Origin of the sequence: Pseudomonas sp. V98_8, assembly GCF_029967975.1 — a bacterium.
In the GTDB taxonomy this organism is placed as follows: Bacteria; Pseudomonadota; Gammaproteobacteria; order Pseudomonadales; family Pseudomonadaceae; genus Aquipseudomonas; species Aquipseudomonas umsongensis.
Genome location: NZ_JASCAE010000089.1, coordinates 1 through 24,243, shown reverse-complemented (window position 1 = coordinate 24,243; position 24,243 = coordinate 1). Strand labels below are relative to the sequence as shown.

The following is a 24,243-nucleotide window of genomic DNA, read 5'->3' as shown; positions in this document are numbered from 1 at the left end:
AGCCCTTGGTTACTTGGGGCTTTTCCAAGTGACTCGCTGTAAGAGCGAAACCATAAGTGGTCGTTACCGCAGAAATGGATATGTACTCAGTCAAAATTCCCCATTGGCCGTCAGGACGCCTTCGCCGGCAAGCCTGCTCCTACAGTAAAAGCGAAACCATAAGTGATCGTTACCGCAGCAATGGATATGTACTCAGTCACAAATCCCCATTGGCCGCCAGGACGTCTTCACCGGCAAGCCTGGCTCCTACAGTAAAAGCGAAACCCTAGGTGGTCGTTACCGCAGCAACGGATATGTACACCTGAAAGACAATTATCGTCTGCCAGGACGCCTTCGCCAGCAAGCCTGGCGCCTACGCCCTCGGGCTGGACAAAATACCTGTGTAACGCCACAGAAACAGCCCAAACGCCGCACACCAAAGCAACGCCGACACCCCCAATCCCCACCCGGAGAACGGCACCAGCAATACCCGTGACAAAGCCGCCAGCAGCACCAGGGCAAACCCCGCTACGATTGCCTTCGAAGGTAGCAACGGCCGCCCTGTATGCCCCAGGCTAACCCGCGCAATCATCGCCAGAATCAATCCGCCGATACCGCCCACCGCCAACGAATGCGTGGCCAGGCTCTGTTGCGGCATCAGCCCGAGATGCCACAGCGCCATGGCAAATACCGCCACCACCAGCCAGGCGTAAGACAGGTACAGCGACCACAACAACGGCACACGCCACATACCGCGGTCATGCCAACGCCACAGGCGCACCAGATGCAGAATGCCCATCAATAAAAACAACGCCGCCAGCCAAAACCTGGGCACGTCATTCAAACCGATGGCAAACGTCACCGCGGCCAGCAATCCGCTCACCAGCAGCACCTTGGTGGGTAATGGATGGGCTGCAGGCGTTGCCGGACGGTTCAAGCCGCGTTGAATGAAGAACGGAATCACCCGCCCGCCAATCACGCTCATCAGCGCGCCGACCAACCATAAGGCCGCTAATACACCACGCCGCTGCAAACCTGTGTCATCAGTCCAGAGCCCCCACAGTGTCATGAGCTGACAACCGGCCAGCAACGTAATCAGCAGCAGAATCGGATAGTTCTCACGCTTGCCAGCTGCCACCAGGTCTCGGCCCAGCACCCAGGCTAACAATGGCAAGAAAGGCAGTTGCGAAAGCAACAAACCTGCAGGAGAAATCGGCAGCAACCAGGCCAGTCGCCCCAGCAACCAGATCAGCACCAGACCGATCAGTGGCCAACCGCTGAGCCCGGGGCGACCGGTCCAGTTCGGCACCGCCGTCAGCAGAAAACCGGCAATGATCGCCATGGCGAACCCGAACGGCATCTCGTGCCGATGCCAGCCGAGCATGCCTCCTACCGGTTGCGCATCGGGCAAACGCCCGTACAGCCACAGGGCCCAGATCGCCACCGCCATTGCGGCAAACGCGGCACCCGCGAGAAAAAACGGTCTAAAACCAAGGCTGAAGACGGGAGCAGCGGACAGTTTACCCATCAGGCCAGCGCCACGAACTGAGGTTTGCTCAACCGGTGTTGGGCCAGCAGGCGCATGACGTAGCCGATTTTCAGCAGGGTCGGTCCGACGATGGTCATGGCATGCAACGAAACCAGTGCAACAATCGACAGATGGCCGGCATGGAGATAAGCACCGTAGATACCTGCCAATAACATCGCCAGGCCAACGCCCAACACACGGCTGGATAGGTTCAGGACATTCTGAGCATTGCTGAAGACATGGAACATTTCCGTACTCCTGTAGCAGTTCAGTTGTACGTTGGACGTATCAAGTCGCGTGCCATCCAATTAACGTATGAAAATCAGGACCTTGAGAACGTACGTGTCATAACGACTCTCTCCAGACATAGTCAGCATGACTCATGACGCAGTCATATTGACAACAATCTGTAGGAAATCCTTACACACTCGGCGATCTACGGCACGGCCAGACCGCCCCAGGCTAGCTACGCTGATAATCCAGCCTGCAAAAACCTGCCAAGGAGACCCGCCATGCTACATGTGCAAAAACTCACCCCTTGCCTGTGGTTCGATGGTCAGGCCGAAGAGGCCGCCAAGTTCTACTGTGCGATCTTCGATCATTCGAAAATCACCGCCATCACTCACTACGGCGAGGCCGGAAAAGAGTTCCACGGCCGGGAAGTCGGTTCGGTCATGACGGTCAGCTTCGAACTCGACGGGCAAACCTTCACCGGTCTCAACGGTGGCCCGAACTTCACTTTCAACGAAGCGATCTCGTTTCAGGTCAATTGCCAGACCCAGGAGGAAGTCGACCACTTCTGGGGACGCCTGTCTGCCGGTGGGCCGGTCGAAGCACAGCAATGCGGCTGGCTCAAGGACAAATTCGGCGTGTCCTGGCAGATCGTGCCGGTCGCGATGATGGAGATGATCAAGGATCCCGACACGGTAAAATCCCAGCGCGCGATGCTGGCCATGATGCACATGAAAAAACTCGATATCGCCGAACTGAAACGAGCCTTTGACGGCGAGAGCTAATACACTCTTGCGCTGATCTGCCAAGGATTGATCATGAAGCCCGCAAAGACCAGGGACGCCGACAAGGCGCCGCGCTTTTGGCGCGATGATGCCCTGCCCTTCATCGAAGCCCGCTCCATCGCCGACGGACGCGAGGTCTGTTACACCCGGCATGCCCACGAGCACTTTTCCATCGGTGCGATCACCGCCGGGCGTAGTACCTATGTCCATGAGCAATCGAACTTCGAGGTCTGCGCCGGGACCGTCGTGCTGATGAACCCCGGTGATGTCCATGCCTGCAATCCGATCGATGACCAGCCCTGGTCGTACCTGATGCTGTATGTCGACACCCCGTGGCTCACCGATTTGCAGCATCAACTCGGGTTCGGCAACGATCTGGCGTTGCGCCGGTTCGCGGTCACCCACACCGCCGACCGTGCTTTGTTCGCTGGCTTGCAGGCGTTGTACCAGGTGCTGGTCGATACACAGCAAGACGTGTTGGGTAAACACAGCGCGGCCGTGGAATTTTTCACCGAGGTGCAACTACGCCTGAACCCGGCCGAACAGCCGCTGCACGAGCCCAATTTCAAGCTCGAACGCGCCGCCGACTTTATCCGCGAGCACTGCACGCAAATGCTCAAGCTCGAAGATATCTGCGAAGCGGCGCAGTTGTCGCCCTCCTACCTGATCCGCGCGTTCAAGCAGCATTACGGCATGACGCCCCACGCCTTCCTGGTCAACCGGCGTATCCAGTTTGCCCAGGATCAACTGCGCAACGGCGAGCAGATCGCCGATGTGGCGCTGCAAGCAGGCTTTGCCGACCAGGCGCATTTCCAGCGGGCGTTCAAGCAGCATCTGGCAGCAACGCCAGGGCAGTATCGCGGTTAAATCAAGGCAACAACAGATACACCGCACTCACCGCCAACAACAACGCCATTAACCGATTGAACATGCGCATGCCCGCCGGGTTGTTCAAGTAGCCACGCAAGAACGTCCCGGCGTAGGCCCAGCATCCGACCGACAGGTAGCAAATCACCAGGTACACCGCAGCGAACTGCCACACCAGGTGGGCCTCGCCATCGGCGACGAACGCGCCCATGCCGGCCACACAGGCCAGCCAGGCCTTCGGGTTGAGCCATTGCATGACGGCGCCATAGAGCATCGACGGCGCGCGGCCACTGTCCTTGGCCTCCAACTGACCGTTGTCGGCGGCCAGTTTGAACGCCATGTACAACAGGAACGCTACCCCGGCCCATTGCACCACTTGTGTCATTGCCGGCCACCATTGCAGTAGCTCGTGCAAACCCAACCCCATCAAGACCAGCAGCAGCACAAACCCCAGCGTCGCTCCGGCCACATGCCGCTGACTGGCGCGAAAACCGAAGCGCGCGCCCGAACCCAGCGCCACGATATTCACCGGTCCCGGCGTTATTGAAGCGGCCAATGCAAACGCCGCCATGGACATGATCAAACTCATCGCACACCTGCTCAGTCAATTGAACCAGGCATGAAGATAGAGATGCCTGATGGTGCGCGTATTGAACAAAACTGCCCAAGGATGTGCCCGTCATGAGTAATAGCCGACCACCCTCTTCACCGTCACCAATGCCTGGCGTAGCGCGTCCATGTCCACCGAGCCCAGCGCCAGGCGTATCGCGTGCGGAACATGCTGGGTAATCGCAAAGGGTTCGGCGGGCGACACAGACACCTGCTCGCGCATCAGCGCCATGGCAATCTGATCGGCCCTGGCGTCTTCGGCCAAGGGCAACCAGATGAAATACGAGGACGGATGGCTGATGCTCCGCAGTCCCGTCAGCACTTCACGAGCCAAGGCTTGGCGCGCCTGTGCGTCCGCGCGTTTTTGCGCCTCGAGCCGGCTGACAGTGCCGTCCTCGAGCCAGGCCGTGGCAATGGCGGTCATCACCCCGGGGGTGTTCCAGGTGGTCGCCATGATGGTGCGTTCAAACCCGGCAACCCATGGCGCTGGCGCGGCGATAAAACCGACGCGCAAGCCGGTGGCGACATTCTTGGATAAGCCACTGACATACACGGTTCTTTCCGGTGCCATTTCAGCCAGCGGTGGCGGTGCGTTTTCGGCCAGGAAAGCGTAGGCCGCATCCTCAATGATCGTCAGGTCATACCGGCGTGCGATAGCTACCAGATGCTGGCGCTGATCGGCGTCCATTACCCAACCCAGTGGATTGTGCAGGGTCGGCATCGAATACACGGCTCGCACCGATCGAGTGCGGCAAAGTTTATCCAGGGCCGGCAGATCAGGTCCGTTGTCGGTCACGGGAATGGGCAGGACTTCGAGATGCAGCGTTTGCGCCAGCGTCTTGAAGCCCGGATAGGTCAAGGCATCCGCAACAATCACATCGCCAGGCTTGAGCAGGCTCATCAATACCACTGCCAGGCCGTGCTGGGCGCCACTGACGATGAGCACCTGTTCGGCTGGCACGTTCAGGCCACGTTCGCCCAGATGTCGGGCGAACGCAGCCCGTTCATGCAGACGCCCGGCGTGAGGCTGATAACGCAGGAGGGACTCCAGGTCACCGGACAACGCGAGCTGCCGCAGGGCGTTGCGCAACAGGTCAGCCTGACCTGGCAAAGACGGATAGTTGAAGTTGAGGTCGATCATCCCCGCCGCGACCACCGATTGCGAAATCCCCTGGCCCGGCGGCAGTGAAGTCTCCCGGACAAAAGTCCCGCGTCCGGTTTCACCGCTGACCAGGCCCATGCTCTCAAGCTCGGCGTACACCCGGCTCGCGGTGACCAGCGCCAAACCCTGTTCAGTGGCCAGTTGCCGATGGGTCGGCAAGCGTGTACCCGGAGGCAAATGCCCCGAGCGGATGTCCACGGCAAAGGCGTCAACCAGCGTTTTGTAGCGGGATCGAGGCATGTGCAAATGTATCCATGACAATTTTTTGATTGTATCGATACTCAGCCATAGGATGGTTTCGTGCAATCAAACAATGAGCGTGAGCCACATGGAACGGACGTCTAACCTGCAAAACCCGACGCTGCGAAAAAATGCCAGCGGCTGGCTCAACGGCCTGATTGGCGTGGTGATCTTCAGCGGCTCGCTGCCCGCGACGCGGGTGGCGGTACTCGAATTCGATCCGGTTTTCCTCACGGTAGCCCGCGCTACCCTCGCCGCAATTCTGGCGCTGTGCCTGCTGTTGCTGTTCAGGGAAAAACGCCCCGGCCGACATCAGCTTGTGCCCCTGACCATCGTGGCATTGGGCGTGGTGGTGGGGTTTCCACTACTGACTGCGCTGGCGCTGCAATACATCACATCCGCACACTCCATCGTGTTTGTCGGCCTGCTGCCGCTGGCAACTGCGTTGTTCGGCGTCTTGCGCGCAGGCGAACGCCCGCGGCCGGTGTTCTGGGTCTTCTCGGTGCTGGGCAGCCTGCTGGTGGTCGGGTTCGCCGTAGCCCAGGGCCTGACGGCCTCACCCCTGGGTGACATCCTGATGTTGTTAGCAATCCTGGCCTGCGGCCTGGGTTATGCCGAAGGTGCAAAGCTATCGCGCACACTCGGCGGCTGGCAGGTGATTTCCTGGGCGTTGGTGCTTGCGTTGCCAGCCATGGCTGCATTGACCATGTGGCAGTTGCCCGACTCGTTCGCCAGCATCAGTACACCGGCCTGGTTCAGCCTGGGGTACGTGTCGCTGTTCAGCATGCTGATAGGCTTCGTGTTCTGGTATCGCGGGCTTGCGCAAGGGGGAATCGCCGTCGTCGGGCAACTGCAATTGTTGCAGCCCTTTTTCGGCCTGGCACTGGCCGCCACGTTACTGCATGAACACGTCAGCCTGTCCATGCTGGGCGTAACCGTGGCGGTGATCCTGTGTGTGGCAGGTGCGAAAAAGTTCGCGCGCTAGCCACTGGTACGCTGCCTGCGCCCCTGACTGTACGGGTCAAGTCCCTGGGCAACTGTGATAAAAATACGGCTTCTGCTGCTGGAGCCGACCATGGACCTCACCACCCTCACCCTCTTCCTTCCGGCCTGCTTCGCCCTGAACATGGCGCCAGGCCCGAACAACCTGCTGTCGGTCAGCAATTCGACCCGCTACGGCTACCGCACCGCATGCCTGGCGGGCATGGGTCGCCTGCTCGCTTTCGCCGGCATGATCGCCCTCGCCTCGGCCGGTCTGGCGGTGGTGCTGCAAACCTCGGAATTGTTGTTCTACGCAATCAAGATTCTCGGTGCCGCGTACCTGTTTTATCTCGCCTGGCAATTGTGGCGTGCCCAACCCGGCGCGGAAACCGCGGTGAGCGCCCCGCCGATGGGGATGCTGGCGTTGGCTCGGCAAGAGTTCCTGGTGGCGGCCGGTAACCCGAAGGCAATCCTGATCTTCACCGCGTTCCTGCCGCAATTCGTCGACTCGACCCATGCCATCGCACCGCAATTTGCGCTGTTGGGCGCGTTGTTCCTGATGCTGGAATGGATCGCTATCGGCGCCTACGCTTACATGGGCCTGCACATGCGCCGCTGGTTTGCCAAACCTTCGGGCAAGCGGGTGTTCAATCGCTGCTGTGCAGGATTGTTGTCGGCGGCGGCTACAGTGTTGCTAATGGCGCGTCGGGCCTGACCAAACTACCGCTCATGGGGACACCTGCCGATGGATCAATCAACGCCGGACGCACAGTCCATCTCCAGCCCCATTACCCGCAGCGCGATTTTTATCGTGGCAACCCTGGTTCCCGGCAGTGACGCCGCCAGCAAAGTGCGAGGCTGGTGCGCAGACATCGCAGCCCTCACACGCTCGGTAGGCAAACGCGTGCCCTCCGGAAATCTGTCGTGCATCTGTGGCTTTGGCTCCGCGGCGTGGGACACCTTGTTTGGCCACCCGCGCCCCGCCTCGCTGCACAACTTCCGTGAATTCGGACCCGAGGAACGACGCGCCATCTCCACCCCTGGCGATCTGTTGCTGCACATTCGGGCTGAGCAGATGGACCTCTGCTTTGAACTGGCGACGCAATTGCTCTCAGCGCTGGGCAATGCGGTGTCGGTGGTCGATGAAGTCCAGGGCTTCCGCTATTTCGACATGCGCAGCATCATCGGCTTTGTCGATGGCACCGAAAACCCCGTCGGCCGCAAGGCTGAAAGCTTCACGATGGTGGGCGATGAAGACCCGTCTTTCAGCGCAGGCAGCTATGTGCTGGTGCAGAAGTACCTGCACAAGATGGATGCCTGGAACGCGTTATCCGTCGAGGCGCAGGAGCGGATTATCGGGCGAACGAAGTTATCCGATATTGAACTCGATGACTCGGTCAAGCCGAGCAATTCGCACAGTGCCCTGACGACCATCACCAAGGACGGCGAAGAAGTAAAGATCCTGCGCGACAACATGCCCTTTGGCCGGCCAGGCGCTGGCGAATTCGGCACCTACTTCATCGGCTATGCGCGCTCGCCCGAACCTCTGGAGCAGATGCTCGAGAACATGTTTGTCGGCAAGCCCGCCGGTAATTACGACCGCTTGCTGGATTTCAGCACCGCAGTCACCGGTGGCCTGTTTTTCGCTCCCTCCGCAGATCTTCTGGAAGAACTGGCGGATCGCGCGCCCTTGGGCACCTGCCGGTGAACGCGGGCAATTCCCTGTCGATTTTCCGGTGGAGGGGTTCTGCCCCGCCATTTAAGCTCACCCCATGAACCTACAAAACTCGCTACTGCCGCCCCACGCCGAGATGGTCCGCGCCATGCTCGAACGAGACACCGCCTATGAGGGGGTGTTTTTTACCGCGGTCAAGACGACCGGTATTTTCTGCCGTCCCGGCTGCACCGCGCGCAGCCCGAAACCTGAAAATGTCGAGTTCTTCGCCCACGCCGATGAATGCCTGGCGGCGGGCTACCGCGCTTGCCTGCGCTGCAAACCCATGGACGCCGCGGCGATTGCGCCACACTGGGTCCAGCAGTTGCTCAAGTCAGTGGACGCCGATCCCGAGCAGCGCTGGACCGATGCCCAGTTAATCGCCCAAGGCATCGAGCCGCTGAAACTGCGTCGCTGGTTCAAGCAGCATCTGGGCATGACCTTTCATGCCTGGCTGCGCACCCGACGCCTCGGCATGGCCTTGGGCGGGATCAAGCAGGGCCACTCCATCGACAGCGCCGCGTACGACTCCGGTTACGAATCCCTCAGCGGTTTTCGCGATGCATTCCAGAAGTCGTTCCACATCACGCCGGGCCGCGCCGCCAACAGTGAGCCGCTGCTGTTCACGCGCCTGACCACTCCGCTTGGGCCGATGATCGCCATGGCCGAACGTCGCGGGCTGGTGCTACTGGAGTTCCTCGACCAGCCCAGCCTGAGCCGGGAAGTGCAAGCGCTGCAAAACCGCTTTGGTTACGTCGTGGCGCCAGGGCATAACGGGCATTTGCAGCAAATCGAAGACCAACTGAGCGAATATTTCGCCGGAAACCGGACTGAATTCAGCGTTGCCCTGCACATGCCCGGTAGCGAATTTTCTCGTCAGGTATGGGCCGAACTGGCACACATCCCCTATGGCCAGACCACCACCTACGGAGCGATCGCATCCACCTTGGGCAAACCCGGGGCCAGTCGGGCCGTGGGGCTGGCCAACGGTCATAACCGCCTCTCGATTGTCGTACCCTGCCATCGGGTGATCGGCGCCGACGGCTCGCTGACCGGTTACGCTGGAGGCCAGCCGCGCAAGGCATTCCTGCTCAGGCTGGAAAAGGCGGCGGTGCCGATGACCGAGCAACTGGCCTTTTGATCACAGGCTGCGTTCGTCAGCCGCTCCAAGGATGCTTTATGCCTGTCCCCTACCCACTGGCCACCCAATGGCTGGCGAATCTTGATGACGACTGGCGTCGCCACATCGACGCTGTCGGCCCGTGCCTGCATCAACCTCACACAGCCCGCGATCCCTATGAGTCACTGGTGCGGGCGATCGCCTACCAGCAACTGCACGCCAAGGCCGGGGATGCAATTATCGGCCGGTTGCTGGCGCTGTACCCATCGGTGGCGTTTCCACAGCCGGAGCAGATTGTCGCGACTGATTTTGAGCGACTGCGCAGTTGCGGCTTTTCCGCCAGCAAGATCGCAACCATTCAAGGCATCGCCCAGGCTGCACTGGACGGCGTGGTGCCGGATTACGCCACGGCGCTGGCCATGGACGATGAAGCACTGATCGAACGCCTGGTAACCCTGCGCGGCGTGGGACGCTGGACGGTCGAGATGCTATTGATCTACAGCCTGGAGCGGCCGGACATCTTGCCGGCCGATGACTTTGGCGTACGCGAGGGTTATCGACGGCTCAAGGGGCTCCAGATGCAACCGACGCGCAAGCAGATGATCGAGATCGGTTTGGCCTGGAGCCCGTATCGGACGGTGGCAGCGTGGTATTTGTGGCGTGTGCCCAGCCGTTAAACGGCGTGATCGTTCTTCGCGGGCAAGCCCGCTCCCACATTTACCGCGTTCTTCTGATGGAACTCGGATAATTGTGGGAGCGGGCTTGCTCGCAAAGGCGTCAGTCGATCACAACCCCGATTTCAACCGGCTGAACGCCCGAATCAAAGCCCGGTTGAACGCCTTGCCATTGTCATTCTTGCTGTACAACGACGCTCGCACCGCCTGCGACGGATAAGTCCCCGGATCATTGCGAATCGCCGGATCGATCAAGCTGTCCGCCGCCGTGATGGCATTGGCATAGTGGATGGTGTCGGTGATCGGCGCGATCACTTCAGGTGTCATCAGGTAATCCATCAATGCCAGCCCCGCCTCGGGATGCGGCGCGTCCTTGGGAATGACCATGGCATCGAACCAGATCAGCGTGCCCTCTTTCGGTATCCGGTACTTCAATGAAAACGGCTTTCCCGCCGCCTCTGCCTGGCCCGCCGCAATGGCCACGTTACCGTTCCACGACATCGCCACGCAGGTATTGCCGTTGGCCAGGTCGCTGATGTTCAGGTCGTTGTCGAAGTAGCGAATGTAGGGGCGAATCTTCGCCAGCTGCTGTTCGGCCAGTTTCAGGTCATCGAGGTTCTGGCGGTTGATGTCCAGGCCCAGGTACTTCATGACCGCCGCGAACACTTCATTCGGATCATTGAGCAGGCTGACCCCGCAATCAGCGAATTTCGAAACCATCGCCGGGTCGAACAGCATTGCCCAGCTGTCCGTCGGTGCATCGGGCAGGCGCTGCTTGACCGCCTCCTCCTGATAACCCACGCCAGTGGTGCCCCAAGCGTAGATCCCGGCGTAACGGTTACCCGGATCGAACACGGCCATGTGCTGACGGAACTCCTCGCCGACACCGGCAAAGTGCGGTATCTGCTGTTTGTCCACGGTCTGGATCGCACCACTCCGGATGGCTCGCGACAGATGCTGCCCCGCCGTCAGCACCAGGTCGTAACCGCTACGGCCCGTGAGTAATTTGGTCTCGACGGTTTCCAGGGAATCGAAGTGATCGGCGACCACATGGATACCGGTTTTCTTCTCGAAGTTGGTCAAGGTGTCCGGGGCCAGGTACTCGCCCCAGATGTAAAGGTTCACCACCGGCTTGGCGGTGTCGGCGGCCTGCACACACAGGGGTGCAAGCACCAGCAGTAACGCTTGGGTCAGTTTGTGCAGGCCCATGATCAAACGCCCTGTTTGTTGCAGGCAGTACCGGCGTACTGCGGCATGGTAATGCACGCGACATTGCCGCCGCCGAGGAGAATTTCCCGGGAGTTTTCGATGCCGACGATCTTGTGCCGCGGGAACAGTTCGGCCAGGGTCGCCAACGCGACCTGATCATTGCGGTCGCCAAACAGCGGCACCACGATCGAGGTGTTACCGGCGTAGTAATTGATATAGGACGCGCAGATTTTCGTGCCAGCCCGGCGAGCATGCGTGCTGTCCTGTTGATCCAGGCCCTCGGCCTCCTCGGCCGTCCACTCCAGTACATCCGGTTGTGGCAGCTTGTGCACAATCAGCTCGCGACCACGGCTGTCGCGGGTACTGCGCAGGATATCGTAGGCCTCCTGGTAGATTTCCCACTGCGGGTCGGCGCGATTGTCGGTCCATTGCAACACCACTTCACCAGGGCGCACGAAGCACGCCAGATCGTCGACGTGGCCGTCGGTTTCGTCAAACTTGCAACCCCGTGGCAACCAGATGACTTGCTCGGCGCCCAGGTAATCGGTCAAGCGGCGAGTGACTTCGTCCTTGCCCAGATGCTGATTGCGGTTCCGGTTGAGCAGGCATTGCTCGGTGGTGAGGAGGCTACCCTGGCCGTCGCTCTGGATACCGCCCAGCTCTGCAATCAACGGTGCCCGATAGCGGTCGAAGCGTTCGATTTCGAGGATTTTGCTGGCGATCTGATCGTCCTTGTCCCACGGGTAGTACAAGCCGCCGTCGAGGCCGCCGTAGGCGTTGAACTCGAAATCCACGCCGCGCACTTCACCGCTCTGGTCGTTGACCACGAAGCACGGACCGCTGTCGCGGAACCAGGTGTCGTTGCAGGTCATTTCCACTACGCGGACTTGCGGCGGCAACTGGCGGCGAGCGGTGGCGAATTGCGCGGCCGAGGCGCAGACGGTAACCGGCTCGCTCTGGGAGATGGCGGTGACGATCTGTACCCAGACTTTCTGCGCAGGCTTGGCGCCATTGCGCCAGACGTCGGTGCGTTCAGGCCAGCCGAGCCAGCAGCCGGACTTGGTTTCGAATTCACCGGGCAAACGGAAACCGTCGAGTTTGGGGGTGGAGTCGAGCAAACGTGCCATGGGCAAACCTCATCAGCGGGGATTGGAATGACCACAGGCTAAGGTCGTGTGCCTACTCCTCGCCAACGATGATTATTTCGGAACACTTGAATCCAACTCATCAATCGACCAGTTGATCGTTGAACCATTCGAGCATCTGCGCCACGGCAGGCCGCTCCAGGCGAACCCGCTCGCACACCAGTGCGTATTGCCCCAATGCCGTCATGCTTGAGGTAAATGGCCGGACCAGGCGACCGCTGAGCAAATCTTCCTGTGCCGTCAGGTTATCGCCCATCGCGACGCCCTGCCCCTGGGCCGCGGCTTCCAGGGCCAACCCGGCATGGGCGAAATACAGTTGGCGTTCGGGGCGCTGGTCGCCGGCATGGCTGGTGAGCCAGGCGGTCCAGGTCTTGCCGTCCTGATCGTCATGCAGCAAGCAATGACGGGCCAGGTCCCTGGGGGTTTTCAGGGTTCCCTGGTTGAATAGACCAGGACTGCACACCGGAAAAAACTGCAGCGCCGGCAATGGCCGGACGAAATACGCACTGCTGTCCACCGGGCCAGTGCCGTAGGTAATCGCCAGGTCGATGTCTTCTCCCGGCGCCGTGGCGTCGATCGGCTGCTCGTAGAGGTGCAAGGTGATGTGCGGATAACGCGCATAGAAATCCGAAAGGCGACTCATCAGCCACTTCTGGGCCAGCTCGGCGGTGACCGCCAGGCGCAACACCGCCAGGGACGAAGGGTCGCGAAGCTCATCGCAGGCATCACCGATCAATTCAAAAGCCTGCTGCAAGCTTTGCATCAGGCGCCCGGCGGCGACGGTCGGACGAATCTGCCGGCCTTCGCGCACGAACAGCGACACGCCAAGCTGTTCTTCCAACTGGCGGATCTGATGACTGACGGCGCTGTCAGTCACGCACAACTCCGCCGCCGCCCGGCCAAAATGAGCGTGACGGGCGGCGCATTCGAAGGTTCTGAGGGCTGCGAGGGAGGGTAATCGGCGCATCGGGTCGGGTCCGGGTTTCGAGGCGCCCATGCTGACCCGCTGAAAGGTATGCGTCCAGTGGGACCGCGTTATCGTTCTTCGCGAGCAGGCTCGCTCCCACAAAGGTTTTGTGGGCTTTGCAGATCATTGTGGGAGCGAGCCTGCTCGCGAAGGCGTCGGAAATCGCGCAGCAAATCTTCTAGGCTGAACCGAACAACTTTGCCACTGGAGACCCCCCATGCAACTCGAAGGCTCATGCCATTGCGGCGCGGTGTCGTTCAGCCTCACCAGCGCCCATCCCTACCCCTATCAACGCTGCTACTGCTCGATCTGTCGCAAGACCCAGGGCGGTGGCGGTTATGCGATCAATATTGCCGGTGACGCCCATAGCCTCAAGGTGCGCGGGCGCAAGAACATCGCGATCTACCATGCGCTGCTCAAGGGAGAAGGCGAGCAGCGCGCCCACCGCAGCAGTGCCGAGCGGCATTTCTGCTCGCTGTGCGGCTCGGGCTTGTGGCTATTCAGCCCTGAATGGCCGGAATTGATCCACCCATTCGCCTCCGCGATCGACACGCCGCTGCCCGTGGCGCCGCAACACACACATTTGTTGCTGGACTCCAAGGCCTCCTGGGTGGAGGTCGAGGTGAAGCCTGGCGATAAACAGTTCGAGGGTTATCCCGAAGAATCGATCGCCGAGTGGCATGAGCGCCTGGGCTTGAGCCGTTAAGCCCGCGATTTGTTGATTTTTACGCCGCCACTGGCACGCCACTGTGGAAGCGAAACTCCACATCCGGCGATTCGATCAGTTCCTGCTCGGCGGCCCGCACCTTGTCTATCACCTGGGCGATGTCCTTGGCGTCCCCGTACTGGTACGCCAGTTTCAGGTAGCCCTGGAAGTGCCGGGCCTCGCTTTTGAGCAGACCGAAGTAGAACTTGCCCAGCTCCTCGTCCAGGTGCGGTACCAACGCCTCGAAACGCTCACAGCTGCGGGCCTCGATGAACGCACCGACCACCAGCGTATCCACCAGCTTCACCGGTTCGTGACTGCGTACCACCTTGCGCAGTCCCGAGGCGTAGCGCCCGGCAGACAGCTGGCGCAACCCGATCTTGCGTTTTTTCATCAGGCGCATGACCTGCTCATGGTGCACCAACTCTTCCCGGGCCAGACGCGACATCATGTTGATCAGGTCGACGTGGGAGTGGTACTTGGCAATCAGGCTAAGCGCCGTGCTGGCCGCCTTGAACTCGCAATTCTTGTGGTCGATCAGCAAGGTGTCCTGATCGGCCAAAGCGGCCTGAACCCAGCCATCCGGGGTTCGGCAGCCGAGGAACTCGTGAATTTCGGGAAGGATCATGGGGCTCACGGAAAAAGGGTAGAAAAGGTATAAAACGAAGGGCGCCGATTATACCGGCCTGCCCGAAGACCACCAGTCACACCGTTGATATGCATCAAGTCACCGATTGCCGCGCAGCAACTATAGTTGTGCAACGCCATGCTTTTTCATTTTCAGGAGATCCCGATCATGCAAGCCATTCGCAGCATCCTGGTGGTCATCGACCCCGAGCATTCGGAAAGCCTGGCACTCAAACGAGCCAAACTGATCGCCGGTGTAACCCAGGCGCACCTGCATTTGCTGGTGTGTGACCGCAAGCACGATCACAGCGCCATGCTGGGCGTGCTCAAGGCTGCCCTGCTGCAAGACGGGTACAGCGTCACGACCGAGCAGGCCTGGAATGAAAGCCTGCACGAAACCATCGTCGACGTGCAGCAGGCCGAAGGCTGCGGGCTGGTCATCAAGCAGCATTTCCCTGACAGCTCGCTGAAAAAAGCCCTGCTGACCCCAGTGGACTGGAAACTGCTGCGCCACTGCCCTACCCCGGTGCTGCTGGTGAAAACCGCCGGTTCGTGGAAGGACAAGGTGATCCTGGCGGCCGTCGACGTTGGCAATATGGAAAGTGAACACCGTCATCTGCACAACACCATCATCGATTACGGCTACGACATCGCCAGCCTGGCCAAGGCGCATCTGCATGTGATCAGTGCTCATCCGTCGCCCATGCTGTCGGCAGCCGACCCAACGTTGCAGCTGAGCGAAACCATCGAGGCGCGCTATCGCGAACAATGCAAGGCGTTCCAGGCCGAGTTCGACATCGACAACGAACACCTGCACATTGCCGAGGGCCCGGCGGATGTGTTGATTCCGTTCATGGTGCACAAGCTGCAGGCGGCCGTGACAGTGATCGGCACCGTGGCGCGCAGCGGTTTATCGGGGACGTTGATCGGCAATACGGCGGAAGTGGTGCTCGATGCGGTAGAGAGCGATGTGCTGGTGCTCAAGCCACAGGAAGTCGAGGATCACCTGGAGGAGTTGGCGGTCAAGCATTGAGATTCGTAGCGCCTGTCAGGCCGTCTTCGCGAGCAAGCCCGCTCCCACACTCAACCGCAAATCAACTGAAGGAACGCGGTTGAATGTGGGAGCGGGCTTGCTCGCGAAGCTTTCAGGGTCTAGCCGACAAACGCGTCCTTGAGGAACCCCGGCGCGATGTACCGCTGGTAATGCGCCTCGGACAGCAGGAAAAATTCCCGATCGATGGCGTCGCGCAGTTCCGGCAGGTTCCAGTCGCGAAACTCCGGCAACAACACCATCCCGTAGGCTTGCAGGTTGTTGATGACCCGCGCGCCCCGGGCGATCAACTGGTAAGCCCAGCAATACTCGGACTGATGCGGCACAAAGCGGATCTTGCGCTGTTCCAGCTGCGTTCGCAGCAACGCCGGATCGAAAATCTCCACCTTGGCGGCCATCACCTGGGACAACAACTGCTCGAGACGCAGCCACACTGCGCGCTTTTCTTCCTCGTTGTAGCCGTTCCAGTGAATCACTTCATGGTGGAAGCGCTTGCAGCCACGGCACACCAAATCACCGTAAACAGTGGAGCAAAGGCCGACGCAGGGGGTCTTGATGGTCTGATTGGGCATAGGTAGGCAAAACGCGAAAAAGCAAAACAGGACGGCATGTTAGCCCTTTGTCTAACATTGATCACCCCTCAAAGTTTCAGGTGCCAACTTACCTTTAATTTTTTTTTGCCGTAGAATCAGCCTGCCTTTTTAGGCGCCAATGTCCGTTAGAAGCTGTTTTCAAAGCGTCACGAGCACAGTCGTTCCTTCAGAGCGGTGTTGGCGAGGGGTTTTTCCAGCGGGGAAAAGCCCAACGCCAACCCTCATCAGCTCCCGTTCTGCAGGCGTAAAACTTTGAAAGCAGCTTCTGTAAGGAATTGTCGGTAATTCTGGCTAAGTGGCTCACAACGCCACGCAGCGCATGAGTACGGCAATTTCGGGATGAGCGTCCCGGACACCCATTTGGGACCACTGATGAGGGTAATAACTGTGCTTGAAGCCTACCGCAAACATATCGAAGAGCGTGCAGCACTGGGTATCGTTCCCCAGCCGCTTAACGCCGAACAAACTGCAGGCCTGGTCGAGCTGCTGAAGAACCCCCCGGCTGGCGAAGAAGCATTTCTCGTTGACCTGATCACCAATCGCGTTCCGCCTGGAGTGGACGAAGCAGCCTATGTCAAGGCCGGCTTCCTGTCCGCCATCGCCAAAGGCGAAGCCAAATCCCCCCTGATCGACAAGAAGCGCGCTGTTGAACTGCTCGGCACCATGCAGGGTGGCTACAACATCGTGACCCTGGTCAACCTGCTGGACGACGCCGAGCTGGCACCAGTAGCGGCCGAAGAACTCAAGCACACCCTGCTGATGTTCGATGCCTTCCACGACGTCGCTGAAAAAGCCAAGAACGGTAACGTACACGCCAAGGGCGTGCTGCAATCCTGGGCTGACGGCGAGTGGTTCGTGAAACGCCCTGTGCTGGCCGACAAGATCAGCCTGCGTGTGTTCAAGGTAACTGGCGAGACCAACACCGACGACCTGTCCCCTGCACCTGATGCCTGGTCCCGCCCGGACATCCCGCTGCACGCCCTGGCCATGCTGAAAATGGCTCGCGACGGCATCGTGCCTGACGCACAAGGCGTCACCGGCCCGATGAAGCAGATCGAAGAAATGCGCAACGCCGGCTTCCCGATCGCCTACGTTGGCGACGTGGTCGGTACCGGTTCTTCGCGTAAATCGGCCACCAACTCGGTGCTGTGGTTCTTCGGCGACGACGTTCCCTACGTGCCGAACAAGCGTGCCGGCGGTTTCTGCTTCGGCAGCAAGATCGCTCCGATCTTCTACAACACCATGGAAGATGCTGGCGCACTGCCAATCGAATTCGACGTATCCAACATGCACATGGGCGACGTGATCGACCTGTACCCGCATGCTGGCAAAGTCTGCAAGCACGGCACCGACGAAGTCCTGACCACCTTCGAAATGAAGACTCCGGTCCTGTTGGACGAAGTGCGCGCCGGCGGCCGTATCCCGCTGATCATCGGCCGTGGCCTGACCGAGAAGGCTCGTAGCGAGCTGGGTCTGCCACCTTCGACGCTGTTCAAGAAGCCTGAAGCGCCAGCTGAAAGCACCAAGGGCTTCACCCTGGCGCAGAAAATGGTCGGCAGGGCTTGCGGCGTGACCGGCGTTCGCCCGGGCACCTACTGCGAACCGAAGATGACCACCGTGGGTTCCCAGGACACCACCGGTCCAATGACCCGTGACGAACTGAAAGACCTGGCGTGCCTGGGCTTCTCGACCGACCTGGTGATGCAGTCCTTCTGCCACACCGCGGCTTACCCCAAGCCAATCGACGTGACCACCCACCACACCCTGCCTGACTTCATCATGACCCGCGGCGGCGTTTCCCTGCGTCCGGGCGACGGCATCATCCACTCGTGGCTGAACCGCATGCTGCTGCCAGACACCGTCGGCACCGGTGGTGACTCGCACACCCGCTTCCCGATCGGCATCTCGTTCCCGGCCGGTTCCGGCCTGGTAGCGTTCGCCGCGGCCACCGGCGTCATGCCGCTGGACATGCCTGAGTCGATCCTGGTTCGCTTCAAGGGCGAACTGCAGCCAGGCGTCACCCTGCGTGACCTGGTTCACGCCATTCCTTACTACGCGATCCAGAAAGGCCTGCTGACCGTAGAGAAGAAAGGCAAGAAGAACGCCTTCTCCGGCCGCATCCTGGAGATCGAAGGCCTGCCTAAGCTGACCGTAGAGCAAGCGTTCGAACTGTCTGACGCCTCGGCCGAACGTTCGGCTGCCGGTTGCACCATCCAGCTGTCCAAAGAGTCGATTGCCGAATACCTGCAGTCCAACATCACCCTGCTGCGCTGGATGATCGGCGAAGGCTACGGCGATGCACGCACTCTGGAACGTCGCGCTCAAGCGATGGAAGCCTGGCTGGCCAACCCTGAGCTGCTGCAAGCGGACAAAGACGCTGAATACGCCGAGATCATCGAGATCGACCTGGCCGACATCAAGGAGCCTGTGCTCTGCGCGCCGAACGACCCGGACGACGCTCGCCTGCTCTCCAGCGTTGCTGGCGAGAAGATCGACGAAGTGTTCATCGGTTCGTGCATGACCAACATCGGTCACTTCCGCGCTGCCGGCAAGTTGCTGGAACAGGTCAAGGGTCAGCTGCCAACCCGTCTGTGGCTGTCGCCGCCGACCAAGATGGACGCTCACCAACTGACCGAAGAAGGCTACTACGGCATCTACGGCAAGGCTGGCGCCCGCATGGAAATGCCAGGCTGCTCGCTGTGCATGGGTAACCAGGCACGTGTAGAGCCGAACTCGACTGTCGTGTCGACTTCGACCCGTAACTTCCCGAACCGTCTGGGTGACGGCGCGAACGTCTACCTGGCTTCGGCTGAACTGGCGTCCGTGGCTTCCATCCTGGGTCGCCTGCCGACCGTCGAGGAGTACATGGAATACGCTGGCAAGATCGACAGCATGGCGGCCGATGTCTACCGCTACCTGTCCTTCGACCAGATTGCCGAGTTCCGTGAAGCTGCTGCGAACGCCAACATCCCGGTCGTTCAAGCCTAACGTTTCAAAGCAATGAAAAACGCCGCCCATCGTGAGATGAGCGGCGTTTTTTTATGCCTTCAGGAACACCGCGCTGATCGTTCCCACGCTCTGCGTGGGAACGATCAGGGTGGGGATCAGGCACTCAGCGAATAGATCAACGCCGAGATCGCCACCAGCCCTACCGCCACTACAAACACGTTCGACGCCTGGCCACGATAACGCGCCATCGCCGGTATCTTGCGAATGGCGTACATCGGCATCAGGAACAGGATGGCCGCGATCACCGGACCGCCCAGGGTTTCGATCATGCCGAGGATGCTCGGGTTCACCGTGGCGACGATCCAGCACACCACCAACATGAACGCCGCGACGATGCGGTCCAGGGTCTTGGCTGCCGGACGTTTGCCGCTCTTGACGATCAGGCCCTTGAGGCCCTCGCTGGCGCCGATGTAGTGCCCCAGGAACGACTTGGAGATGGCCACGAAGGCAATCAACGGTGCCGCGAAGGCAATGGTCGGATTGCTGAAGTGGTTGGCCAGGTACGACAGGATCGACAGGTTCTGTACTTTTGCCTCGGCCAGTTGTGCCGGCGACAGGGTCAACACGCAGCTGAACACGAAGAACAGCACCATCACCACCATCAACGCGTGGGCCCGGGACAGGATCTGCGAGCTGCGTTCTTCGGCGTGCTCGCCGTATCGGCGCTTCTGGTCCACGGCGAATGCCGAGATGATCGGCGAATGGTTGAACGAGAACACCATTACCGGAATCGCCAGCCACAAGGTGCGCAGCAACGCCGAGGGCTCAGGCAGCGTGCTGGCCGTGGTCAGGATGCCGCCGTTCCAGTGTGGAATCAGGAACACCGCCAGGAACAGCAGCGCGACGATGAACGGGTAGACCATCAGGCTCATGGCCTTGACGATTACCTGCTCGCCGCAGCGCACCACGGCCAGCAGGCCGAGGATCAGCACGAACGACAGGACCGCGCGCGGTGGCGGCATGATGTGCAGTTGATGTTCCAGGAAGCTGCCCACTGTGTTGGTCAGGGCCACGCTGTAGATCAACAGGATCGGGAAGATCGCGAAGAAGTACAGCAAGGTGATCAACGCACCGGCCTTGAGCCCGAAATGCTCTTCCACCACTTCGGTGATGTCCGCGCCTTCGCGGCCAGACAGCACAAAGCGGGTCAGGCCTCGGTGTGCGTAGAACGTCATCGGGAACGCCAGCAATGCCAGGACCAGCAGCGGCCAGAACCCGCCCAGGCCCGCATTGATCGGTAAAAACAGGGTTCCCGCGCCAATCGCCGTACCAAACAAGCCCAGCATCCAGGTGGTGTCCTGGCGATTCCAGCTCGTAAGGGTTGCGGGTGTCGCTGCTACAAAGCGTTCGTTAACGCTATTGGCCTGATCATTCATCCGGTGGGATCTCCACATTCCGGTCACTTGCCACCCGGCCAGGACGCGTCGGAATACCCGACAGGCAGCGCCTGGCCGAAACAGGGGCGCGATTCTGGAGGATTAGTGAACAGAAGCAAAGACTTAGGTGAGGAACGGTGGTACCAGGTTGCACCTTTGCCCCCTGCAAGGACTCGCAATCAATGCCAGACGACGATGTGCGCTTGATAAAGGTTATTCATCATGTATTTTTAAAGAACCTGTCAACCCTCTGGAGTCATCCCATGCCCCTGGTTCGCGTCGACCTCAAGAAACAGCAGGACCCCACCTACGCCAAACGCGTCGGACAACTGATCTACGCTGCCTTGCGCAGCGCGATTGGCGTGCCGGAAAACGATAACTTCCAGATCCTCGCCGAGCACGACGAACAGCATTTCATCTTCGATCCCCAGTACCTGGGTATCCAGCGCACCGAGAACCTGGTGGTGATCCAGATCACCCTGAGCGAAGGCCGAACCCTGGAGCAGAAAAAGCTGCTCTACAAAACCATCGTCGAAAGCCTCAACACGCAACTGGCCGTGCGCCTGGAGGATGTTTTCATTAATCTGGTGGAAGTGAAGAAAGAGAACTGGTCGTTCGGCAATGGCATTGCCCAATACGCACTCTGATCGCCAACTTATTGCCCTGTGAGCCGCCCATGCCCCGCGTTTCCCGCAAACAAGCCGACCTCAACCGTGAAATCATCGTCGAGGCCGCCACACGGTTGTTTCGTGAACGTGGCCTGCATGGGATCAGCGTCGTCGACGTGATGGCGGCGGCGGGGCTGACCCATGGCGGTTTCTATGGTCACTTCCAGTCCAAGGAAGCGCTGGCCAGGGAGGCCAGCGAGCGGGCATTCAAAGAAGTGGGTACGCGATGGCGCGAACGAATCACCCAGGGCGACGACAAGGCGGCGGCGCGCCAGGCACTGATCAAGCCTTACCTGTCGGTCTACAGCCGCGATAACCCCGGTGAAAGCTGCCCGGTGGTGGCCTTTGCCGGCGACATGTGCCACGAGCACGCCGACAGCAGCCTGCGCGAGCCGTTCATGGCCGGCCTGAACCGACTGCTCGATGCCCTGGGCGAACTGATGGATTCGGACGATGCCGCCGAAAACCGGCAGCAGGCGCTGGTGCAGTACTCACTGATGGTCGGCGCGCTGACACTGGCGCGGGCCACCCGGGGCGACGCCCTGTCGGAGGAAATCCTCGAGGCAGCCCAGAGTTTTCTGACAGAGCCCCCTGCCCCGGATTGAATATTCGGTGTCATCAAAAATATTCGCTGCCTTAAAAAGATCGCAAGCTTCGCCAGCTCCTACACTGAGAGCGACGCCAGTGAGATTGCCAAAATGGTTCGCAACCAGCACTCTCGACCGACGTTCGCGCCCGACTGCCCGCTGCCCACAGGAGCAAAGCATGCCTGCAACCGTTCTGGTACTGGTTGAAACCATCAATGATTACTTGCCCATTCTCGAACATCAGGGCTTTCACCTGATCCTGGCGCCCACGCCCGCCGAGCGCGCCGAGGCCATCACCCGACACAGCGGCCAGATCGACGCCGTCCTGACCCGGGGCCCTCTCGGTCTCTACGCCGATGAAATCGCCGCCCTGCCCAACCTCAAGATCATCTGCGTGATTGGCGCCGGATACGAACAGGTCGACCTGCAAGCCGCCGCCGACCGGGGCATCACCGTCACCAATGGCGCCGGGGTCAACGCCTCCTCGGTGGCAGACCATGCCATGTCATTGCTGCTGTCGCTGGTGCGCGATATCCCCCGCTGCGATGCCGCGGTACGTCGGGGTGAATGGCCAAAAATCATGCGCCCTTCCCTGGCCGGCAAGCGCTTGGGCATTCTGGGCCTCGGCGCGGTCGGCATGGCCATCGCCAAACGTGCCGCCGCGGGCTTCGACATGACGGTGAGTTACCACAACCGCCAGCACCGCAGCGATGTGCCCTACAAGTTCTGCTCGACACCCACCGAACTGGCCCGTGCCTCGGACTTTTTGATCGCCGCCACCCCGGGAGGGCTGGGCACCAAGCACCTGATCAATCGGCAGGTGCTCGAGGCCCTGGGGCCGAACGGATTTTTCGTCAATATCGCCCGCGCCAGCGTAGTGGTCACAGCCGACCTGATTACCGCACTTGAGCAGCGACGGATCGCCGGTGCCGCGCTGGATGTCTTCGATGCCGAGCCCAAGGTGCCTGATGCCCTCAAGTCCCTGGCGAACGTCATCCTCAGCCCGCATGTGGCCGGGCTTTCCCCGGAGGCCACCCAAGGCACCGTGGAACTGGTGGGGCGCAACCTCGTGGCGTATTTTTCCGGCCAGCCCGTGCTCACCCCCATCGAATTGCCCCAGGGTGTGGTTACCCAAGCCGTCCAGTAAAGCAATTCAAACAGGTGTATCAAAAGCAATGATTGCCCGGCAACACGCTCACCTATAAGGGCTGTTCGAGGTTGTGGGTGCCGGGTGCGCGCATTAGATTAGCCAATAGTTTCAGGCCTCCAGAATAAGCAGAAGGGATAAGCATGACGCTTACTGACCAATCCACCCGCACCCGCGCCGGCGAAGAACTCGATGCCAGCCTGATCGATCCCTATCTCAAGGCCCATATTCCGGGCTTGAGCGGCCTGCCACGGATCAGCCAGTTCCCGGGCGGTGCGTCCAACCTCACCTATTTGCTGGAGTACCCCGAACAGGAGTTTGTCCTGCGTCGCCCGCCCTTCGGTCACAAAGCCAAGTCCGCCCATGACATGGGGCGCGAATTCCGCATCCTCAATCAACTGCGCGATGGCTTTCCGTATTGCCCGAAGGCCTACGTGCACTGTACTGACGAAGCGGTGATCGGCGCCGAGTTCTATGTGATGGAGCGGGTCAACGGCATCATCCTGCGCTCCGAACTGCCGCCGGAACTGGGGCTGGACTCGGCAAAGACCGAAGCGCTGTGCAAGAGCTTCATCGACAAGTTCGTCGAACTGCACCGTGTCGACTACAACGCCTATGGCCTGGGCGACCTCGGCAAGCCCGAAGGCTACGTGGCGCGGCAGATCAAAGGCTGGAGCGATCGTTACGAGAAAGCGCTGACCCCCGATGCGCCGCAGTGGGAAGCAGTGAAAGCCTGGCTCAATGACAAGATGCCGGCCGATCATCCGACCTCCAGCATCGTGCACAACGATTACCGCTTCGACAACGTCATCCTCGACCCGAACAACCCGATGCAGATCATCGGCGTGCTCGACTGGGAACTGACCACCCTGGGCGACCCGTTGATGGACCTGGGCAACACCCTCGCCTACTGGATCGAAGCCGGTGATCCGGCGCCGGTACAGTTGATGCGCCGTCAGCCCAGCCACGCACCAGGGATGCTGACCCGTCGCGAATTCGTCGACTATTACGCCCAGCGTTCAGGCATCGAAATCGACAATTTCGATTTCTACTACACCTACGGCCTGTTCCGCCTGGCCGGTATCGTGCAGCAGATCTACTACCGCTTCTACCATGGCCAGACCCAGGACAAACGCTTCGCCCAGTTCATTCACATGAACAAACTGCTGGAGCAGATGAGCTTGCAGGTCATCGACACATCCAGCCTCTGATACCCCACACCACTTGTAGCAGCCCGGCTTGCCGGCGAAGGCGACCTCAGGTACGCC

24 protein-coding genes are annotated in these 24,243 nt (G+C 60.3%); 14 read left to right on the top strand and 10 right to left on the bottom strand.

Annotated elements, in window-relative coordinates; translation table 11 throughout:
• Positions 1-352: 352 nt before the first annotated feature.
• Together QLG10_RS28070 and QLG10_RS28065 are read right to left on the bottom strand one after the other, a co-directional pair.
• Positions 353-1,507: an NnrS family protein gene (locus QLG10_RS28070; protein WP_282488383.1), complete on the bottom strand. Its 1,155-nt coding sequence runs from the start codon at positions 1,505-1,507 to the stop codon at positions 353-355.
• On the bottom strand, positions 1,507-1,755 hold the full coding sequence (locus QLG10_RS28065) for a transmembrane sensor/regulator PpyR (RefSeq protein ID WP_110752084.1): 249 nt from the start codon (positions 1,753-1,755) through the stop codon (positions 1,507-1,509). The genes QLG10_RS28070 and QLG10_RS28065 overlap by 1 nt, the downstream gene beginning before the upstream one ends.
• Positions 1,756-2,019: 264 nt before the next feature.
• Here QLG10_RS28065 and QLG10_RS28060 point away from each other — a divergent pair, with 264 nt between their 5' ends.
• Positions 2,020-2,523, top strand: coding sequence for a VOC family protein (locus tag QLG10_RS28060; protein WP_110752082.1), 504 nt, complete (start codon positions 2,020-2,022; stop codon positions 2,521-2,523).
• 33 nt (positions 2,524-2,556) lie between these two features.
• Positions 2,557-3,390, top strand: coding sequence for an AraC family transcriptional regulator (locus QLG10_RS28055; protein WP_282488382.1), 834 nt, complete (start codon positions 2,557-2,559; stop codon positions 3,388-3,390).
• Position 3,391: 1 nt separating this feature from the next.
• Here the strand turns inward: QLG10_RS28055 and QLG10_RS28050 are convergent, their stop codons facing one another.
• Together QLG10_RS28050 and QLG10_RS28045 are read right to left on the bottom strand one after the other, a co-directional pair.
• Positions 3,392-3,979, bottom strand: coding sequence for a LysE family translocator (locus QLG10_RS28050; RefSeq protein WP_110752078.1), 588 nt, complete (start codon positions 3,977-3,979; stop codon positions 3,392-3,394).
• A 90-nt stretch (positions 3,980-4,069) separates the two neighbouring features.
• Positions 4,070-5,401, bottom strand: coding sequence for a PLP-dependent aminotransferase family protein (locus tag QLG10_RS28045; RefSeq protein ID WP_110752076.1), 1,332 nt, complete (start codon positions 5,399-5,401; stop codon positions 4,070-4,072).
• A gap of 88 nt (positions 5,402-5,489) precedes the next feature.
• Here QLG10_RS28045 and QLG10_RS28040 point away from each other — a divergent pair, with 88 nt between their 5' ends.
• The 5 genes from QLG10_RS28040 (at position 5,490) to QLG10_RS28020 (ending at position 9,893) form a co-directional block, all read left to right on the top strand.
• Complete coding sequence (locus tag QLG10_RS28040) at positions 5,490-6,386, top strand: DMT family transporter (protein WP_110752075.1); 897 nt, start codon at positions 5,490-5,492, stop codon at positions 6,384-6,386.
• Between the two features lie 90 nt (positions 6,387-6,476).
• The gene (locus tag QLG10_RS28035) at positions 6,477-7,097 is read left to right on the top strand and encodes a LysE family translocator (RefSeq protein WP_110752073.1); all 621 of its coding nucleotides are present in this window, start codon (positions 6,477-6,479) and stop codon (positions 7,095-7,097) included.
• Between the two features lie 30 nt (positions 7,098-7,127).
• A complete protein-coding gene (locus QLG10_RS28030) occupies positions 7,128-8,090 on the top strand; it encodes a Dyp-type peroxidase (RefSeq protein ID WP_177411653.1) in 963 nt (320 codons plus the stop codon).
• Positions 8,091-8,154: 64 nt separating this feature from the next.
• Positions 8,155-9,237 carry a methylated-DNA--[protein]-cysteine S-methyltransferase gene (locus tag QLG10_RS28025; protein WP_248677751.1) on the top strand — a complete coding sequence of 361 codons (1,083 nt, stop codon included), beginning with the start codon at positions 8,155-8,157 and terminating at the stop codon, positions 9,235-9,237.
• Positions 9,238-9,275: 38 nt separating this feature from the next.
• Positions 9,276-9,893 carry a DNA-3-methyladenine glycosylase gene (locus QLG10_RS28020; protein ID WP_188264792.1) on the top strand — a complete coding sequence of 206 codons (618 nt, stop codon included), beginning with the start codon at positions 9,276-9,278 and terminating at the stop codon, positions 9,891-9,893.
• Between the two features lie 108 nt (positions 9,894-10,001).
• On the opposite strand, the gene QLG10_RS28015 is transcribed toward QLG10_RS28020, so the two are convergent.
• The 3 genes from QLG10_RS28015 to QLG10_RS28005 form a co-directional block, all read right to left on the bottom strand.
• On the bottom strand, positions 10,002-11,099 hold the full coding sequence (locus tag QLG10_RS28015; RefSeq protein WP_282488381.1) for an extracellular solute-binding protein: 1,098 nt from the start codon (positions 11,097-11,099) through the stop codon (positions 10,002-10,004).
• 2 nt (positions 11,100-11,101) lie between these two features.
• The gene (gene aguA / locus QLG10_RS28010; RefSeq protein ID WP_110752063.1) at positions 11,102-12,226 is read right to left on the bottom strand and encodes an agmatine deiminase; all 1,125 of its coding nucleotides are present in this window, start codon (positions 12,224-12,226) and stop codon (positions 11,102-11,104) included.
• 100 nt (positions 12,227-12,326) lie between these two features.
• The gene (locus tag QLG10_RS28005; protein WP_033045618.1) at positions 12,327-13,211 is read right to left on the bottom strand and encodes a LysR substrate-binding domain-containing protein; all 885 of its coding nucleotides are present in this window, start codon (positions 13,209-13,211) and stop codon (positions 12,327-12,329) included.
• Between the two features lie 217 nt (positions 13,212-13,428).
• Between QLG10_RS28005 and QLG10_RS28000 the strand changes: the two genes are divergently transcribed.
• Entirely contained in the window at positions 13,429-13,917 is a 489-nt protein-coding gene (locus tag QLG10_RS28000; RefSeq protein WP_020796317.1) for a GFA family protein, read from the top strand.
• Between the two features lie 19 nt (positions 13,918-13,936).
• Here QLG10_RS28000 and miaE read toward each other — a convergent pair whose 3' ends face one another.
• A complete protein-coding gene (miaE, locus tag QLG10_RS27995) occupies positions 13,937-14,545 on the bottom strand; it encodes a tRNA isopentenyl-2-thiomethyl-A-37 hydroxylase MiaE (protein WP_008063957.1) in 609 nt (202 codons plus the stop codon).
• A 168-nt stretch (positions 14,546-14,713) separates the two neighbouring features.
• Between miaE and QLG10_RS27990 the strand changes: the two genes are divergently transcribed.
• Positions 14,714-15,577 (top strand): universal stress protein, encoded by an 864-nt coding sequence (locus tag QLG10_RS27990; RefSeq protein WP_032831959.1) that lies wholly within the window; start codon positions 14,714-14,716, stop codon positions 15,575-15,577.
• Between the two features lie 119 nt (positions 15,578-15,696).
• On the opposite strand, the gene QLG10_RS27985 is transcribed toward QLG10_RS27990, so the two are convergent.
• On the bottom strand, positions 15,697-16,167 hold the full coding sequence (locus tag QLG10_RS27985; protein ID WP_110752061.1) for a DUF1289 domain-containing protein: 471 nt from the start codon (positions 16,165-16,167) through the stop codon (positions 15,697-15,699).
• A gap of 408 nt (positions 16,168-16,575) precedes the next feature.
• Between QLG10_RS27985 and acnB the strand changes: the two genes are divergently transcribed.
• Complete coding sequence (gene acnB, locus QLG10_RS27980; protein WP_110752059.1) at positions 16,576-19,176, top strand: bifunctional aconitate hydratase 2/2-methylisocitrate dehydratase; 2,601 nt, start codon at positions 16,576-16,578, stop codon at positions 19,174-19,176.
• Positions 19,177-19,292: 116 nt separating this feature from the next.
• On the opposite strand, the gene QLG10_RS27975 is transcribed toward acnB, so the two are convergent.
• Complete coding sequence (locus QLG10_RS27975) at positions 19,293-20,573, bottom strand: serine/threonine transporter (RefSeq protein ID WP_282488380.1); 1,281 nt, start codon at positions 20,571-20,573, stop codon at positions 19,293-19,295.
• Between the two features lie 263 nt (positions 20,574-20,836).
• On the opposite strand from QLG10_RS27975, the gene QLG10_RS27970 reads away from it, so the two are divergent.
• The 4 genes from QLG10_RS27970 (at position 20,837) to QLG10_RS27955 (ending at position 24,186) form a co-directional block, all read left to right on the top strand.
• Positions 20,837-21,220: a tautomerase family protein gene (locus tag QLG10_RS27970; protein WP_282488379.1), complete on the top strand. Its 384-nt coding sequence runs from the start codon at positions 20,837-20,839 to the stop codon at positions 21,218-21,220.
• 29 nt (positions 21,221-21,249) lie between these two features.
• A complete protein-coding gene (locus tag QLG10_RS27965; protein WP_110752054.1) occupies positions 21,250-21,846 on the top strand; it encodes a TetR/AcrR family transcriptional regulator in 597 nt (198 codons plus the stop codon).
• A gap of 160 nt (positions 21,847-22,006) precedes the next feature.
• On the top strand, positions 22,007-22,975 hold the full coding sequence (locus QLG10_RS27960) for a 2-hydroxyacid dehydrogenase (protein WP_110752052.1): 969 nt from the start codon (positions 22,007-22,009) through the stop codon (positions 22,973-22,975).
• 143 nt (positions 22,976-23,118) lie between these two features.
• On the top strand, positions 23,119-24,186 hold the full coding sequence (locus tag QLG10_RS27955; protein ID WP_110752050.1) for a phosphotransferase family protein: 1,068 nt from the start codon (positions 23,119-23,121) through the stop codon (positions 24,184-24,186).
• Positions 24,187-24,243: the final 57 nt, after the last annotated feature.